A 15,867-nucleotide genomic window follows, 5' to 3' on the forward strand; every position below is an offset into this window, starting at 1 on the left:
TGAGTCTCATTACAGGAGAATTTGGACATGAGCATACGTGGAGCTTCTTCCCTTCGTCACCCTTTTCTGGATCTATGTAGAAAGCTGGAATCCAGGCAAAAGGAGCCGGAAATTTTAGAAACCTATCCCCCAAGATCGGAAATTTGGAAACTTGCCTCTCAAGACCCAGAAAATGAATTTTTAGGCTCCGACCTGAAGGGAGAAACTTCCTAATCGAAGGGCTTTCCTTCTTCTTTCCAAAAAATCCTTTCCAACTCGTTACTTCAGATACTAAACGTGAGCTTTCTCCCAATGGATTTACGCCGTTTATAGGAAATTCGGGGCCTTTTCTGGATCTTCGCCGTCCTATAATGATGTAAAAGTCTTTAGTACGCAGATGAACGAGATCCCGGCAGACATTCTTACATTCATTAAGTTTTTTGAAAATTCAGATGGGACTTCTATTTATGTGAACCATCTTCTACGAGATGAAAACGGTAAGATCCAAGATATAAAATTGCACTATTGCAACGATCAGGCCGCTAAACTTCTGCAAATGGAGAAGATTTCACTTGTTGGTAAACATTACACAGAACTCAGACCGGGAGAGTTCGAAAGCAATCCTGATATCGGCGGATTTATGGAGTCCGTCAGTAAAAAGGGCTCTGAATGGAGAGGGATACGCCAATCCGCTATCTCCAAAAAATACTATGACTCCACCATAATCTGTCCCCAAGACGATTGGGTCATCTCCATCGCAAAAGATCTAAACCAAGAGATCAAAGAGAAGGATATTTTCAGAGAAGCTGCCTATAGGAACGAGGATGCTATTTATTATCTGGAACCTGTTTTTGATGATAAAGGATCCATTACGGATTTTTTATATAAGGACCTGAACCCCGCAGCTGAGGCGGAAATAGGAATGCCTAAAGAGATCGCAATCGGCAAGAACTTATGCAAACTATTCCCTCGGAACCTGGAATTAGGCACTTTCGATCTTTATAAGAACGTATACCTCACTCAACAGGCGGAGAAAAGAGAATACGAGATCAAGGATACTCGGGGAAATCCGGGATTTTATCTACTTCAGATCAGTAGAGTTTACGAAGGACTCCTGATCAGTAATAAGAATATTACGGAAATTAGAAATGTAGAAAACCAGCTTAGGATACAAAAAGAACAGCTGGAATTTACTTATCTGGCATCCAACGATGGATACTGGGATTATAACGTAAAAACCAAACAACTTTTCCTTTCCGAAAGATGGAAAACTATGTTAGGTTATACGAATGAGGAGATCTCTTCCGAAGATTCCCAGATTTGGAAAAAACTGGTACATCCGGAAGATCTCAGAATAGCTCTTTCCGCATTTCAACAACATAGATCGGAAAAAACGGAAAGGTTCGATAAGGTATTAAGATACAAAAGAAAAGATGGAGAGCCCATATTTATCCGCTCCAGAGCCCTTATCATTAAGGATGAGAACGGAGAGCCTACACGTATTGTAGGAACTCATACTGATATCTCCGCTGCAAAACAATCCGAGATCGCTTTGGAAAAAGCGAAAGAAAAGGCAGAACAAGCGGATAGGGCAAAATCAGAATTTTTGGGAATGATCTCTCATGAAATGAGAACCCCATTGAACGGGATATTCGGAATGGCAAACCTTCTAATGTCCTCCGAATTGAACTCAGAACAAAAGGAAAATCTAAAAGATCTTTCCGACTCGACTGAGATCCTATCTAGATTGATCGACGATCTACTTCAAATAATCACCCTGGATTCCACAAAACTGGAAATCAAGGAAGAACCTTTCGAGACCAAAACGTTTATCGATTTTATACGTATATTAGTAGAACCTAAAACTTTAGAAAAGAATATAGAATTCAAGATCTGCATCTCCGAAAAATTTCCCGAAGTGATCGTAGGAGACAGGACCAGGATCGAACAGTTATTACTGAACCTGATCACGAATTCCATCAAGTTTACCGACAAGGGCTCCGTTATGCTGACTTTAGACATAGAAGGAGAATCCTCCATCATATTCAAAGTAAAAGACACAGGTATCGGAATTAAAGAAGAAGCTCGACAGAGGATCTTCGATGCATTCCACCAAGAAGACCTAGCAGACACTCGTAAATACAGTGGAGTCGGACTTGGGCTTTATATCGTCAAAAGACTGACCTCTAAAATGAAAGGAGAAGTTCGTTTGAATTCGGAGCCTGGACTCGGCTCTGAATTTTCCATCCTTCTTCCTTTAAAAATACAAGCAGGAATTCCTCTTAATCCTGCACAGATACAATCCGAGACTGTTCCGATATTTTCTACCGGCTCCGTTCTTATCGTCGATGATAACGAGATCAATGTGAAGATCCTTGCAAAACATTTGAGTAAAACCGGAGTCCAATCCGACTCAGCTTTAAGCGGGAGAGAAGCGTTAAAACTTTTAGATACGAACGATAAAAAATACGATCTGATCCTATTGGATCTGCAAATGCCAGAGATGGACGGATATCATACTGCGGATGCAATACATGCTTTAAATTCCTCTAATGCAAAAACTCCTATCGTCGCAGTCACAGCGAGTTCCTTTTCGGAAGCATATGAAAAATGCGCTCAACATGGGATAGAAGGTTTTATCGGCAAACCATTCCAACCAAAACAATTGTATAAAGTTCTTTCGGATTTTCTCTGACGAATGCTTGTCTAACAAAACCTGATCCGGAAAATTGTCGGCATGGACACACTTCGTCCCTTCAAACCTCCGATCCATCTCAGACATCCATTTGTGCAAACGGTTCTTGCTTCTTTAATGAGGCAGAATATTCCGGACCATCCCATGGACAAGGCAGCTTCTCCAGTCGTTATCAATGCTGGAAAAGGTGTTCGACTATTAGGTCATTATTCCAAGTCTCCTCAAAACAAGGCGTTGTTAGTGCTTATACACGGCTGGGAAGGAAGTATGGATTCCAATTATATCCAAAGGACTTCCAGAAGATTTTATGATAAGGGAATATCTATCTTCCGACTGAACTTAAGGGATCATGGAAATACTCATCATCTGAATCCGGAACCATTTAACGGAAGTTTAATACGAGAGACCTACGAAGCCGTCCGTAAAGTTGCAAAAGACTTTGGCCAGAAACTTCCCGTATACTTAGCTGGATTTTCTATGGGTGGGAATTTTACGATCCGAGTAGCCAGAGAACATTCCAGGAACAAACAAAGTATACCTAATTTAAAACATTGTATCGCTGTAAGTCCGCCACTTCATCCAAAGTCCGCGACTGAAATGATGGATTCTAAACTGATCATAGGAAAATATTTCTTAGATAAATGGAGACAATCCCTAGCTAAAAAGAATGTACATTTTCCGGATCTACATCCTTATCCGAATATCATGGAAGGAAAAACAGTCATGGAAATGACTGATAGGATCGTAGCATCTTCTGCGGAGTTCAAAAACTCAGACGATTATTTTAATTCTTATACATTGGGTCCAAAGGATTTTGAAAAACTAAAGGTGGATCTGACCATAGTCACATCCGCAGACGATCCGATCATCCGTCCCGACGAATTCAGAGACCTTCCAAAAAGTTCCAAGCTTAGGATATTTATCCAAAAGTACGGAGGCCATAACGGATTTTACGAAAACTTAAAAGGAGACTGTTGGTATTTCCGGGTCTTTGATAAAGTTATATTCGAGTAAGAAGAAGTAGCTTGCTTTTCCCCCCTTTCTTCTAAACTCAAGCAGGAAGCATATTTCGTTTTTGAACGTAAGTTCAAGAATAACCGAACGGCTTTCGTTATAGGAGAAATACTATGTCCAACGCATACGTTATCGATGCGGTTCGCACCCCTAGAGGGAAAGGTAAAAAAAGAGGAACACTTGCCTCCGTTCACCCGCAAGAACTATCGGCCTCTACTCTAAAAGCAATCCAAGAAAGAAACGGATTAAAACCAGAAATCGTAGAAGAAGTTGTCTTAGGTTGTGTTTCCCAAGTGGATGACCAAGCTGCATGTATCGCCCGTTATGCGGTCATGGCTGCTCAGTGGCCTAATTCCGTTCCAGGATACACTGTAAACCGTTTCTGCGGTTCCGGATTACAAGCAGTAAACAATATTGCAAACCATGTTCAGTCGGGAGCAATTCCAGTAGGTTTAGGCGGCGGAATAGAATCCATGAGCCGTGTAAAAATGGGAGCGGATCTAGGAGACAGGGATTTTAATATAGGAAATCCTAATATACAAAAACATTATAATCTTGTCCCACAAGGAATTTCTGCTGACCTAATCGCAACCAAATATAATATCAGCAGAGAAGAAGCGGACAAATTCGCAGAATCTTCCCAGTTGAAAGCGGATAAAGCGATCAAAGAAGGCGTATTCAAAAAATCCATCATTCCTGTAAAGTTAGAAGACGGAACGGTAGTAGACACCGATGAGAACCCACGCATCGAATCAGACTACGCATTCCTTTCTGGCTTAGGCGCAGTTTTCAAAACCATCGGAGAGAAGGAACTAGATGCGATTGCATTAAGATCCTATCCTGAGGTTGGAAAGATCAATCACATCCATACACTCGGAAATTCTTCCGGGATCGTAGACGGCGCAGCTTCCGTTCTGATCGCTAACGACGAAGGGGTCAAAAAATACGGATTGAAGCCAAGGGCAAAAATCCTTTCCACAGTTGCTACTGGAGAAGATCCAACTATCATGTTGACAGGACCTGTTTCCGCTTCCAAAAAAGCGCTACATATGGCGGGGCTCAAAGTGGAAGATATCGATCTTTGGGAGATCAACGAAGCGTTTGCTTCCGTTGTATTATATACCCAAAAAACTCTTGGGATCCCTCTGGAAAAGATCAACGTAAACGGAGGAGCAATCGCTCTAGGACACCCTCTGGGAGCAACAGGGGCAATTCTTCTCGGAACCGCATTGGATGAATTAGAAAGAAGGAACCAACGTTACGCACTCATCACTCTCTGCATAGGCGGAGGAATGGGGATCGCAACCGTAATCGAAAGAATTTAATTTCTGATTTTTCGAGTTTGAAACGCCGTTTTTCCTCGGGGAAGCGGCGTTTTTTATTTTTATACGCTCTCTCAACTTTTCTCGACGAGGATCTTCTCGCCGTGATAAAACATCCGATCGGTCCTTAAATCTTCCAATATAGTCTTTTTTTATCCAAAAAGAAAAGGATCAAAAACCATATGACCAGAACAGTTATAGAATATAAGAAGGAGCTCAGTTCCGGAGAATCTATCCAGCTTTTATAATATTCTTGGTAGATCAGATTTTTTAAAGGGATCTTTTTCCCTTCGGGAGAAGAGACCATGATTATATTCAGACTTCTGGCGAATATCCCTGAACCGAAAAACACCAACAAAGCGTTCTTTCCAAAAGGAAGAAGAAAACTTTGCAGAGTTCCAAGTCCGAATTTATCATATTTTTCCAAAACTAAAAAAAGAGAAATAACGAGCAGAGCCCAGCCCGCAGTCCAAAGAGAATACGTTCCGGTCCACAAACTTTTATTGATCGGATAGTAGATTCCCCAAACTCCGCCCACTAACAATACAGCAAAAGCGCCTAACGCGATTTTGCCGGAAATGGAAAGTAGACCTTCTCCTTTCTCCAGAGAAACTTTTAAAAATTCTCCAGCAAAGATCCCGCAGAACGCGGATGCAATAGATGTAAAAGAAGTTAAAAGCCCTTCCGGATCCCAGACCTTACCGAATCTCCACAAATGTGCTTGGCCGAAAGTTTCCCTATCTAGCCAGGCCCCCCAGTCTTTTCCTTCTTTCATACTAGGCTCTGTGGCGCCGGGAGGAGGAACAAATTCCAGTAAGTACCAATATGCAATCAATAAGGATATAAATAGAAAGATCCTGAGCTTCAGATTTTTCTCTTTATATAGAACGGCTCCGAAAAAATAAGCGAATCCTATTCTTTGCAGAACTCCAGGAAATCTGAGATTAGAAAAACTCCATTCTCCGAAAAAATTCAAAAACAATCCTAGAAAGATCAGAATGGAAGCTCGCTTTAGAATTTTAGGAAATTCTTGTATTCCATTCGATACAGAGAAGGGAATAGAAGCACCCACCACGAAAAGAAAAAAAGGAAACACAAGATCTGTAGGAGTACATCCATCCCATTTTGCATGTTTAAGAGGCCAATACATATTGGACCAGGTGCCTGGATTATTTACCAGGATCATCCCGGCCACAGTCAGACCTCTCAACAGATCTATAGATAAAATACGGATCGGATTTTCAGATTTCAAGTTGCGAATACTACCATAGAGACCTATGGAATTCTGTGAAACCCCAGACATCTTTGATCTGGACTTCCCTTCCCTTTTCCGGTCTGAAACTTCCAGAGAATTTTCCCACGAATTGTCTAAAATACAATTTGGTCCAGATCAGATTTACTTTTTCTCTTCTTTCTCCCTTGGGCTCGAATTCCAAACGGATACGTCCTTCTTCGTCCCAAAGCCTCCAAGGTTTATAAGGATCTTTTTGAGAAAAATCGAATATACATCTGCTGACTCTTTGTCTTTCGGAATCGATCCAGTAAGCATTCTCCGGAAAAAAACTTTCGTTTACTAGGGCCGCAAAGTTGGCTCCTATTTTTGTCCTATCAGGCAGAACGGAGGAGAATGCAGCCCAATACCAATTTGTCTCCCTTCTCAAATAACCGCCGGACCAATCATAGACCATAGTGGTCCTGGAAGGATCTCGGACTAGTTCCTTCTTCTCATATTTTACACTGATACGATCTGGGATCAGAGGAGAACATTTTTCGGTGAACGTCCAGCGACTAGGTTCGGAAGGATTTAAGACCCTAAGAGGATTATGAGTGATCAAAGAATATGGAAATTCTCCGGAGATCTCCAATTTATTTCCAAAGTTTGCATCGAGTAGAAGTTTCCCTTCGGAATGAGACTTTCGGATATTCAGGAAGGACTTTCCTTTTTTGAAAGAGATCTCGTATTCATCCGGATTTGCCGGGAATTTTAAAGCAAGACCTAAGTCGGGTCCTTTTACATCGAATTCGTAGACCTTGCCCTGATCGAATTTATACAAATAAGCAAACACGTTATACGCATAGCCAAGGCTCACAGCCGCAATCCCGACCAAGCAGTCTTCCATCATGATCCCTAGATAATTGAAAGAATGGAAGGCGAACTTCTTTTTGAGTCCTTTGATCTCTTTTCCGAAAAAATCCAGAAGAGTAAAATCTAGATGATTGAATTCGATAGGACCATCCCAAACTCCATAGTGTACTTGATTTTCGGGTCCGATAATTTTTTGCATAGATTTCGCTCGATTTTCGAACGCTTAGAGGAAAAATCAATGGGATTTCTACCCTAGCAACCAAATCTGCTTTACAATTAACTTTTTCATACCAAGATCGACCTAACAATCGTTCGGGAAAATCGGCATAACCATTTTATGGGAGAAATCCAGAGCAAGCATGCAGGAAGCAGAGAAAATCTCGAAACTTCCGACTTAAAAACTCTGAAAGATAAAAAAACTTCCCGAGAGATCTCAGTTCTTCTCTATCGAGTATTGTTTCGAAGTGAAGAAGTTCGGGGAGGTTCGGTCAAGGTAGTTAAAGAGACCTTTATCCGCACCCATTCCAATCACCCAGAACTCTTTCCCATCCTAGACAGATCCAAGTTCATTCGGGATATGATCTCCGTATTCAAAACTTCTACTGTCCTTAATCCTGAAAAATTAGAAGCATTCTTCGCGTCTATACACGCGGCTTTCCAAAGCGAGCTTAGATATTTATTAGGCAAGTCTACACAGTTCACTTTCGATATAATGTTTCAGGTAATAGAATCTATCCTTCAAGAGATGAGCCATCCGGAAGACCAACGAACGGTAGATGTAAAGGATAGGGAACTCATCTTAAAACATTTTAGAGCTTATAACGATCTTTCCAAATACTTCAACAAGATGGGAACTTCCAAGGCAGTGATCGATAAGAAAGACGATATCATCACTGAGATCTCGATCAATCATAGAGAGATCACGATCGTTTCTATCGAGAACATGTTCCGAAATATTTTGGCACAGATCCTTCTTTCCCGAAAATATAATTGTGGGACATTAATAGATAAATGGTCTACTGAATACGGCTTTGGTCCGGAACAGGCCCAGTCTATGAGAAATTATATCCAAGAAACTGCCCCTCTGACCGATTTCAGGACACAATACGCAAATGCGTTACGTGCCATCGGTACAGAGAATGAAATGGATCTGATGTTCCTGAGAACATTATCCAACTATTACGCTTCTTGGGTGACCCAGGTCTCAGAACAGATCCCTGCTTAAAACGGTTTGATTTTTTGAACTAAAATCCGTCCAAAGAACGGATGGATTACTTACGCCTTCCCCTTTTTTCGATCCCTATATTCATATGCTTATTTGTAGCGGAATTGGCTTCCGAACCTGCTTATTCTTCCATGAAATGGGAAGCAGTGAACCCGGAAATATTCTCTCCTTCTCCCTTAGTCCCCGAAGAAAAGATCAAATCCGCTCAAGGAAGTTTGCTGATAGGCGAAGATCTTTTTTTGCCCGCCAATTTTCCGGACACGAACGGAAAGAATACCGGGGGATTGCTCATTAGGAATATTAAGACCGGCACTGCAAATCGTTTGGATCTAAAGGAAACGGTCAGAGGTCTTGCATTCGATAAAGAAGAAGGTCAAATTTATGTAAGGTTCAAAAAGGAGATCGCAGTATTGCAGAACGGTTCCTTTGAAATTAAGAGAAGGATCCCTTTTTACCAAACTGGCTCCGCCTGGGGAAATATAGGTTTTATCCAGGGAAAACTTTTCGAGATCAGAGAGAATAAACTTATACTTTATGATAAGGAGGCAGGTTCGGAGATAGATCAAAAAGATCTGCCTCTTCCCAAAGTATCTTTTGCATTCGATTGTTCAGGGAAAGAGATATATTTTTGGAATTCGAAGGACGGCACAAATCTCCATTCTTACGATCCTGTTTTGAATAAGATCAAGAACAGTTTTACTGTACATTTGGAATCCAAAGAAGCAGGAAAACTTTCCTGCTTCAAAAACGACCTAGTGGTTCTCAGTCCTGAATCCGAAATTTATCAAAATCTAATACGGATCGGGAATGATTATTATCCTGGAAAACAGGAAAATCTTGTGCTAAAAGGAAATTTGAGTTATAGATTCTCTCCTAGCAGAGATACGATACGTTTCGTTTTAAAGATCACTCCTAAGGAAAATTCTCCGGAAACTGAAATAGCAGTAGCCATTCCTCCTCAGGAAACTTCTTCTCAAGTGTTGAGCGAGGAAAAATTCCATCCAAACGGAAAATTAACCGAAGACAAACAGAACAATCGCACTTTGCTCATTCCAATCCCAGCTTTAAGTTCTGGGCAAACCTGGGAAGAAACCGTATATTCAGCTAAATTAGTAAGATATAATATAGATTCCGGACTCACCCGCTTCCAGACTTCTTGGGAAGACTGGAGGGTTCCAAGCGAATGGAAACAGTATTTGGAGGATGGCTCTGTTTATAAGATTTCCGATCCTGAAATTATCCGGATCAAAGAAGAACTTAAATCTTCTGGCTCGAATGTGGAGGAGTATATCCAAGCGGTATACAAATACATCCGAAAGAATATGGTGTATAAACAGGACGGCAAATTCGATCCAGCACCTACAGTTCTTCAAAACGGACATGGATCCTGTACAGAACATAGCTACGCTCAGATCTCACTGCTACGCAGCGCAGGAATACCGGCCAGGATGGCCTGGAACTGGCTCCCTGTAGGAGAAAAAGTCGAGTTAAATCATAAGGTTGCGGAAGTATGGCATCCTTCCTTCGGCTGGATACCAATGGAACCTTTGGCTTCTCCTAGAACAAGGGCGGGACTAACATATGCAAAACACATAATATTCGCAGTACTCAATCAGCCTTATCATACGATCATCAAAGGAGGAGATACCTTGGCCAATTTTACGAAACCTGCTTCGGGAGCGACTAGATCTATCTCCATAGAATTGATCCCTGAAATTTCCCAGAGATCCGTAAAACAATACGATGCCGGAGCGGAAGAAATTTATCCTAAATCGAATCCTGTAAAAAATCGTATATTAGAAAAATCGGAAGAAAGGACCGTAGAATAAGAAGGCAAATCGAACGCCGCAGTCTAAAAACTCCTGCGGCGCTTTTTGGGTTATCCGATCCTTTTTAAAGAATATCCCAAGCTGTAAGTAGCCGCAGCTAATCCGTAATGAAATAGATCTACTCTAGGCAGCCCTGCAATCGTTCCTACAGTTCCTATCACAAGTCCGGATAGAATGAATAGAAGTGCGCCTGCAATCCCATATAATGCTGCTGTTCTATAAGAACCTTTGTATTTTTGGATGCACACCACCAAAACAGCGATCAATGCGATCGCTCCGATCAAGGTAGCATATAAACCCAAAGGATAAAGATAACTTATTACAGCTAAAACCAAAAGAATCAGGCTAAGCAGATTCCAGGTTTTACCATCTATCTTTCCGAAACCTGCATGGAAAAATGCTATCCCTATCCAAGGAACTCCTACTACACCTGCAACATGAACGATAGGTCTATAAATTGGGCTGATCCAATCTCCTCCTAAAAAGAAAACCACTCCGAGTAGAGCGCCTAACCCGATCAAAAAAAGACCATAGGCTCCTCCTTTTTTAGAAACGTTTCCTTTAGCGGAAGATTGGACAGAAAGACCGGCCCATATGGCAAAAATTGCCAATACTAAATCTGAAATTGCGGTACTAATTTGCATGACGAACAAGGAATCCGATTTGAATCAAAATGCAAGAAGGATTCGTTTTAAAATTGATTTTCCTAGAGTCTTCTCTATTCTCAGGACTTTTTATTATGAGTTTGGACTCTTGGATCTCAGAATCGGATAGTATTCGTAAGGAAAGTAAAAATCCCTATTCAAGCGGATGTATATTCGTCATTGGGATCTTGGCCTTTGGTGTATTTGGAAGTATTGCCTCCTTATTTTTCGGAGTATTATTCCTCACGGGAGAAGATAAGATCTTTCCGGGATTCGGATTCTTTTTTTGTATTTCGCTTGTTACTATTTTTATAATCACAATGAGAAGTTACAGAAAGGCATCTCATATAGTAAAAACGATAGAGATCAAAACAAATACTTCACTACTCTCTTTGAGAGAAACAGATAAATCGGATGTTGAACTTCCGCTTTCGGAATTCATCTCTTATATGATCTTATTCCGAATGGAAAGATCTTCCTCTTCCGGAAGCAGCACCACTACGAGCAGTAGTTGGAAATACTGGGACCTATACTTACTTTATAAAGATGGCAGTTGTATATTACTAGAGACGTTCCAAGACTCGGACTCTCTCAAAAGAGGATTAGAATTTTTTAAAACAAAACTTCCTCTTCCTGTTTGGGACAGATCCGATCTAAAACTTACAGATCCGGAAACAACAGAAGTCCCTCATAAAAAAGATCCGAAACAGATAGAACCTTCTCCTTGGGTTAAAACAGAATCGAAAGACCAAGGGACTAAGATAGAAATTTTAGAACCTAAATCCGCAGGAAGGGCGTTTATTACAATCCTAGTCCCAACCTTGTTTTACGGAGCATGGTTTGCGATCCTAAATTCTGTCTTCAAAGATCCGGAAAATCTGATCTTTCTTATCTTCTTCATTCCTTTTTCGATATTCTTCTTGGGAATTGTAACTGTGATGACCGTCTTCATCTTATTCAAGAAAACGGATATAATTGCAAATTCTTTCGAGCTGAAATTACGTTATTCTACCAGGATACCGATCTTAAGCAGTTTATTATATAGGGAAAGAAGTATCCCCCTCACTTCTATCCGAAATATTCGTACAATCCGAATGGAAAAGGACAATCAGATACTTTGTGTTGCATTAAAATCTTCTAATGAAAGTAAACAAAGGACTTTCTTAGATATTTTATATAATGTCCAAAGTGTGAATCTTTCGAGCAAACAACTTCCGGGAGATGCGGAACTCCTTGGAATTTTGGCCCTGGGTTCCTGGCTGCCAAAAGGCCCTGGGTATAGCGATCTAGTATTTGCGGAGAATGTACTGGAATCCGTTTTAAACCTAAGTGAAGAGTCCCTAACATTTACGGATTTGGCTTCTTCTTCTCCCAAAAAATAAAACCACATCGTTTGAATAGAAGAATGATCCGATCTTTCCGGGAAGGAGTCTAAAAGAACATATGCAAAATTTAGTCTTAAATCAATCTGTCCAGCTGAATAACGGAGTGGAGATGCCAGTCTTCGGACTAGGAGTTTGGAAAACGAGATCCGGAAAAGAATGTATAGATGCGGTTTTGAACGCATTGGAATTCGGATACAGACATATAGACACCGCTAAAATTTACGGAAACGAATCTGACGTAGGAGAAGCTATCCGAAAGAGTGGGATCCCTAGAAAGGAATTATTCATTACAACAAAACTATGGAATAGCGACCAAAAAAATCCACGCAAGTATTTGGACGAATCCTTAAGGACCTTAGGACTTGATACTATAGATCTGTATCTGATCCATTTCCCAGTTGCCGGGACTAGAAAACAAGCCTGGAAAGAATTAGAAAAAGTATATAAAGAAGGTTTAGTCAGTGCGATTGGGGTTAGTAACTATACCATCCCTCATTTACAGGAATTGTTCCAATATGCAGAGATCGTTCCTACAGTAAACCAGGTAGAATACCATCCATTCTTAAATCAAAATGAGCTCTTAAACACTTGCAAAAAGAATAATATTGTTCTAGAAGCTTATAGCCCACTCGCCCATGGCAAAAAAATCTCCGATCCGAAACTCGTAACACTTGCAAACAAATACGGGAAAACTCCCGCTCAGGTCTTAATCCGATGGGCAATCGACAAAGGCCTGGTAGTTATTCCTAAATCGGTCAAAAAGGAAAGGATCTTGGAGAATTCCCAAGTATTCGATTTTAAACTGAGTGAGCACGATCTACAGGAAATGGAAACCTGGAATGAGAACTTCCGGACCTGTTGGGACCCTACTGGGGCTTAAGTAGACTTGGGTTTAATATCTTTTTTTGTTGACTTTTTTCTTTTCAGGATGTCTATACATTAATAGTTCAATCTTAAAGTATTATGGCAACTCACTACAAAGGAAAGTCCAGAGATGTAAAGGTACTCGATGCCTACATCAAATTGAGTCGTTGCGCGGATTCCATCCGCACAATGGAGGAAAAATTCCTCAGCCAGTACAATCTGACTAGCGGGCAATTCGGATGTTTAGAAACTCTTTACCATCTGGGTCCAATGTGCCAAAAAGAGATCGGTCAAAAAATATTTTCCTGCGAAGGAAATATCACACAGATCATAGATAACTTAGAAAAAAGAAATCTAGTCTTGAGAGTCAGAAGCGAAGAAGACAGACGTTATTTCATCATCAATCTTACCGACAAAGGGAAGGAACTCATCGGAACTTCTTTTCCTGATTATTTGGAGCAGTTGAAGGGCAAGATGTCCTGCCTCAGCGACGAAGAACTCAAAAATTTAGGACAGATCTGCAAGACTGTCGGACTCAAATCTGCGTAATATAAAGGAGGGATCTATGTTTTTCGGATTTTTCGGCCCATTACTTTAATAATAAACTATTAATCAATAGACTATATAAACAAGAATCATTTAGGAGGTGAACATGATTCAGAAAATTCTAAAAACGGACTCGGATATAACATCCTTAATTTTAAGGGTAACCCTTGCAGTGGTGATGTTCCCACATGGAGCACAAAAAGTGTTAGGTTGGTACGGCGGATACGGATTCTCCGGAACTTACGCATTTTTAACCGGCGCGGGCTTTCCAGGTTTCTTGGTAATACTTTTATTCATCGCAGAATTTTTGGGACCTATCGGATTACTTTCAGGTCTTCTTACGAGAGTAGCAGCAGCTGGGATCGGAGTCGCGATGACAGTCGCAATACTTCCACACGCAGAGCACGGTTTCTTTATGAACTGGGCAGGAAGCCAAAAAGGAGAAGGTTTCGAATTCCATATATTGATGGTAGCAATCTCCTTAGCATTGGTGATCAAGGGAGGAGGAAAACTTTCCTTGGACGGAGCGATCTCCAAAAAATAGAACGTACCATTATACCTAACTACCAACTTGCAAGAGGTCTTCGGGCCTCTTTTTTTTATCCTAATAATTATCTGGTCTTTCGAATAACGTGCAATTTCCAGGACGAAAAATTGTTTTAAAAAACGATTCAGATCCCTGAAAAATCAAGAAACTAATCATAAGGGCTTAGTATTCGTTTGATTTCAACCTATTACTTAAAGAAGAGGAAACAAGATCTTACATAATTCATTATGAAAATAGAAACAATTAAAATTACCTACCGCTTTTTATTCGAACTAGAGTATCATTGTTTTGATAGATTCTTGTAGTCTATTTATAACAACTATGGAAAAAGGAAAGAAATTCGGTCCTCTTGATCGAATTTTCAAATCTGTCCAAGGATATCTAACTCCAAAAGCTCCGGTTTCTTCCGGACTTTCCTTTTGGAGAGAACTCATTTTAACTTCTATCTTATTCACTATGACCATACTCGGGACCATAGTATACTTTCCGAGCGTGTATCTTGCATGGACCGAAGGTAAGTCGGAAGTATTATGGGTTGATTCATGTGCGTTAGGCCTAGTTTACTTTCTTCTAATTGCTAAAAAAATAAATTTTTCCATAAAGGCCACCATGGTCCTTACGATGAATTATTGTTTAGGACTTTCCCTTTTGATATTCGTAGGACCCGAAGGAGGAGGACTACTTTGGCTATTTCCTTTTCCTGTACTCGCAGGAGTTCTATTCGGCCTCACACCTTCTCTATTCGGACTTTTGGCAAATATGATCGCAGTCTTTATAGCATCCAGGGTGCAATTTTATATGAGCCTTCCTTGGTACATGGCTCCGGAAAGATTATATGTAGTGGGCCTGAACTTTTTGATCGCCAACACAATTGTATGCGTTCCTCTTACGATACTCATGAGAGGATTGCAGGAAAGTGTGCAGAGAAGGCACGAATATCTTACTAATCTTAGATTAAGAAAAGCTCATATATACAGATCCAAACGTACTTTAGAAAAGGAGATCGCGACAAGGATCGAAATTGAAAGGACTCTAGAAGAAAATTTAAGGGAGAAGGAAGTACTACTTCACGAGATCCATCATAGGGTTAAAAACAATCTCCAGATCGTTTCCGGAATGCTAAATTTACAAAACATGTATTCCGGAGAATCCACTACTTCCGAAATTTTATCCAAGGCACAAAATAGGATCACTGCAATGGCAATGATCCACGATCATCTCTACAAGCAGGACAAATTCGCGAATGTGGATATGAAAACCTATTTGGATTCTCTTTTAAGACATCTGGTCACTTCTTATTTCCCTTCTGGAAATCGGATCGGATTCGAATCGGATCTGGACACTGTTAGACTTTCTATGGAGAAGGCAATCCCCTGCGGTTTGATCGTAACGGAGCTGATCTCAAACTCTCTCAAACATGCATTTCCGAACGAAGCCAAAGGAAATATTTCCGTTCAGTTAAAGGTTAAAGAAAATAAGATCCATCTCACTGTAAAAGACGACGGTGTCGGGATGCCCGCCATCCAGGAATGGTTCGGTCAAATTTCTTCTACAAAACAGGACCAGGATTCCTCGCTGGGTTTAATGATCATTCGTTCATTATGCAACCAACTCAAGGCGGAGCTGGATCTGAAAAACATAGGCGGGACTTCCGTTTGCTTGATTTTTAAAACTTGATCGATTTAGATTGTTTTGGCTCTGTTAAACCATCCGGAAAAGAGTCGAATCCAT

14 protein-coding genes are annotated in these 15,867 nt (G+C 40.6%); 11 read left to right on the top strand and 3 right to left on the bottom strand.

The features are described from left to right. The first annotated feature begins 27 nt into the window (after positions 1-27). The 4 genes from LPTSP_RS10045 (at position 28) to LPTSP_RS10060 (ending at position 5,013) form a co-directional block, all read left to right on the top strand. Positions 28-213 (top strand): hypothetical protein, encoded by a 186-nt coding sequence (locus tag LPTSP_RS10045; RefSeq protein ID WP_108928654.1) that lies wholly within the window; start codon positions 28-30, stop codon positions 211-213. Positions 214-376: 163 nt separating this feature from the next. Next, positions 377-2,674, top strand: a complete 2,298-nt coding sequence (locus tag LPTSP_RS10050; protein ID WP_108928655.1) for a hybrid sensor histidine kinase/response regulator — start codon at positions 377-379, stop codon at positions 2,672-2,674. Between the two features lie 42 nt (positions 2,675-2,716). Then, a complete protein-coding gene (locus tag LPTSP_RS10055) occupies positions 2,717-3,688 on the top strand; it encodes a YheT family hydrolase (RefSeq protein ID WP_108928656.1) in 972 nt (323 codons plus the stop codon). 113 nt (positions 3,689-3,801) lie between these two features. Continuing rightward, on the top strand, positions 3,802-5,013 hold the full coding sequence (locus LPTSP_RS10060; protein WP_108928657.1) for an acetyl-CoA C-acetyltransferase: 1,212 nt from the start codon (positions 3,802-3,804) through the stop codon (positions 5,011-5,013). Between the two features lie 124 nt (positions 5,014-5,137). Here the strand turns inward: LPTSP_RS10060 and LPTSP_RS10065 are convergent, their stop codons facing one another. Both LPTSP_RS10065 and LPTSP_RS10070 read right to left on the bottom strand, forming a co-directional pair. Beyond that, positions 5,138-6,313 carry an acyltransferase family protein gene (locus LPTSP_RS10065; protein WP_108928658.1) on the bottom strand — a complete coding sequence of 392 codons (1,176 nt, stop codon included), beginning with the start codon at positions 6,311-6,313 and terminating at the stop codon, positions 5,138-5,140. Next, positions 6,273-7,295 carry a DUF2804 domain-containing protein gene (locus LPTSP_RS10070; protein WP_108928659.1) on the bottom strand — a complete coding sequence of 341 codons (1,023 nt, stop codon included), beginning with the start codon at positions 7,293-7,295 and terminating at the stop codon, positions 6,273-6,275. Before LPTSP_RS10070 ends, LPTSP_RS10065 begins: the two co-directional genes overlap by 41 nt. A gap of 138 nt (positions 7,296-7,433) precedes the next feature. Here LPTSP_RS10070 and LPTSP_RS10075 point away from each other — a divergent pair, with 138 nt between their 5' ends. Continuing rightward, the gene (locus LPTSP_RS10075; RefSeq protein ID WP_108928660.1) at positions 7,434-8,321 is read left to right on the top strand and encodes an LIC_13029 family protein; all 888 of its coding nucleotides are present in this window, start codon (positions 7,434-7,436) and stop codon (positions 8,319-8,321) included. Positions 8,322-8,425: 104 nt separating this feature from the next. After that, the gene (locus LPTSP_RS10080; protein ID WP_245915543.1) at positions 8,426-10,150 is read left to right on the top strand and encodes a transglutaminase-like domain-containing protein; all 1,725 of its coding nucleotides are present in this window, start codon (positions 8,426-8,428) and stop codon (positions 10,148-10,150) included. Positions 10,151-10,200: 50 nt separating this feature from the next. On the opposite strand, the gene LPTSP_RS10085 is transcribed toward LPTSP_RS10080, so the two are convergent. Next, the gene (locus tag LPTSP_RS10085; protein ID WP_108928662.1) at positions 10,201-10,794 is read right to left on the bottom strand and encodes a DUF6962 family protein; all 594 of its coding nucleotides are present in this window, start codon (positions 10,792-10,794) and stop codon (positions 10,201-10,203) included. Positions 10,795-10,823: 29 nt separating this feature from the next. Here LPTSP_RS10085 and LPTSP_RS10090 point away from each other — a divergent pair, with 29 nt between their 5' ends. The 5 genes from LPTSP_RS10090 (at position 10,824) to LPTSP_RS10110 (ending at position 15,813) form a co-directional block, all read left to right on the top strand. After that, positions 10,824-12,176, top strand: coding sequence for a hypothetical protein (locus LPTSP_RS10090; RefSeq protein WP_108928663.1), 1,353 nt, complete (start codon positions 10,824-10,826; stop codon positions 12,174-12,176). A gap of 61 nt (positions 12,177-12,237) precedes the next feature. Then, a complete protein-coding gene (locus LPTSP_RS10095; RefSeq protein ID WP_108928664.1) occupies positions 12,238-13,059 on the top strand; it encodes an aldo/keto reductase in 822 nt (273 codons plus the stop codon). Positions 13,060-13,142: 83 nt separating this feature from the next. Continuing rightward, complete coding sequence (locus tag LPTSP_RS10100) at positions 13,143-13,592, top strand: MarR family winged helix-turn-helix transcriptional regulator (protein WP_108928665.1); 450 nt, start codon at positions 13,143-13,145, stop codon at positions 13,590-13,592. 103 nt (positions 13,593-13,695) lie between these two features. Beyond that, entirely contained in the window at positions 13,696-14,133 is a 438-nt protein-coding gene (locus tag LPTSP_RS10105) for a DoxX family protein (protein ID WP_108928666.1), read from the top strand. A gap of 324 nt (positions 14,134-14,457) precedes the next feature. Further along, entirely contained in the window at positions 14,458-15,813 is a 1,356-nt protein-coding gene (locus LPTSP_RS10110; RefSeq protein ID WP_108928667.1) for a sensor histidine kinase, read from the top strand. Positions 15,814-15,867: the final 54 nt, after the last annotated feature.

The sequence above is a fragment of the Leptospira johnsonii genome, from assembly GCF_003112675.1.
Taxonomy (GTDB): domain Bacteria; phylum Spirochaetota; class Leptospiria; order Leptospirales; family Leptospiraceae; genus Leptospira_B; species Leptospira_B johnsonii.

Excerpts from the sequence above, each read along its gene's own strand:
- LPTSP_RS10055 (WP_108928656.1), top strand. The coding sequence starts at position 2,717 with ATGGACACACTTCGTCCCTTCAAACCTCCGATCCATCTCAGACATCCA.
- LPTSP_RS10060 (WP_108928657.1), top strand. The coding sequence starts at position 3,802 with ATGTCCAACGCATACGTTATCGATGCGGTTCGCACCCCTAGAGGGAAA.
- LPTSP_RS10085 (WP_108928662.1), bottom strand. The coding sequence starts at position 10,794 with ATGCAAATTAGTACCGCAATTTCAGATTTAGTATTGGCAATTTTTGCC.
- LPTSP_RS10065 (WP_108928658.1), bottom strand. The coding sequence starts at position 6,313 with ATGTCTGGGGTTTCACAGAATTCCATAGGTCTCTATGGTAGTATTCGC.
- LPTSP_RS10045 (WP_108928654.1), top strand. The coding sequence starts at position 28 with ATGAGCATACGTGGAGCTTCTTCCCTTCGTCACCCTTTTCTGGATCTA.
- LPTSP_RS10100 (WP_108928665.1), top strand. The coding sequence starts at position 13,143 with ATGGCAACTCACTACAAAGGAAAGTCCAGAGATGTAAAGGTACTCGAT.
- LPTSP_RS10050 (WP_108928655.1), top strand. The coding sequence starts at position 377 with ATGAACGAGATCCCGGCAGACATTCTTACATTCATTAAGTTTTTTGAA.
- LPTSP_RS10110 (WP_108928667.1), top strand. The coding sequence starts at position 14,458 with ATGGAAAAAGGAAAGAAATTCGGTCCTCTTGATCGAATTTTCAAATCT.
- LPTSP_RS10095 (WP_108928664.1), top strand. The coding sequence starts at position 12,238 with ATGCAAAATTTAGTCTTAAATCAATCTGTCCAGCTGAATAACGGAGTG.
- LPTSP_RS10105 (WP_108928666.1), top strand. The coding sequence starts at position 13,696 with ATGATTCAGAAAATTCTAAAAACGGACTCGGATATAACATCCTTAATT.
- LPTSP_RS10090 (WP_108928663.1), top strand. The coding sequence starts at position 10,824 with ATGCAAGAAGGATTCGTTTTAAAATTGATTTTCCTAGAGTCTTCTCTA.
- LPTSP_RS10070 (WP_108928659.1), bottom strand. The coding sequence starts at position 7,295 with ATGCAAAAAATTATCGGACCCGAAAATCAAGTACACTATGGAGTTTGG.
- LPTSP_RS10075 (WP_108928660.1), top strand. The coding sequence starts at position 7,434 with ATGGGAGAAATCCAGAGCAAGCATGCAGGAAGCAGAGAAAATCTCGAA.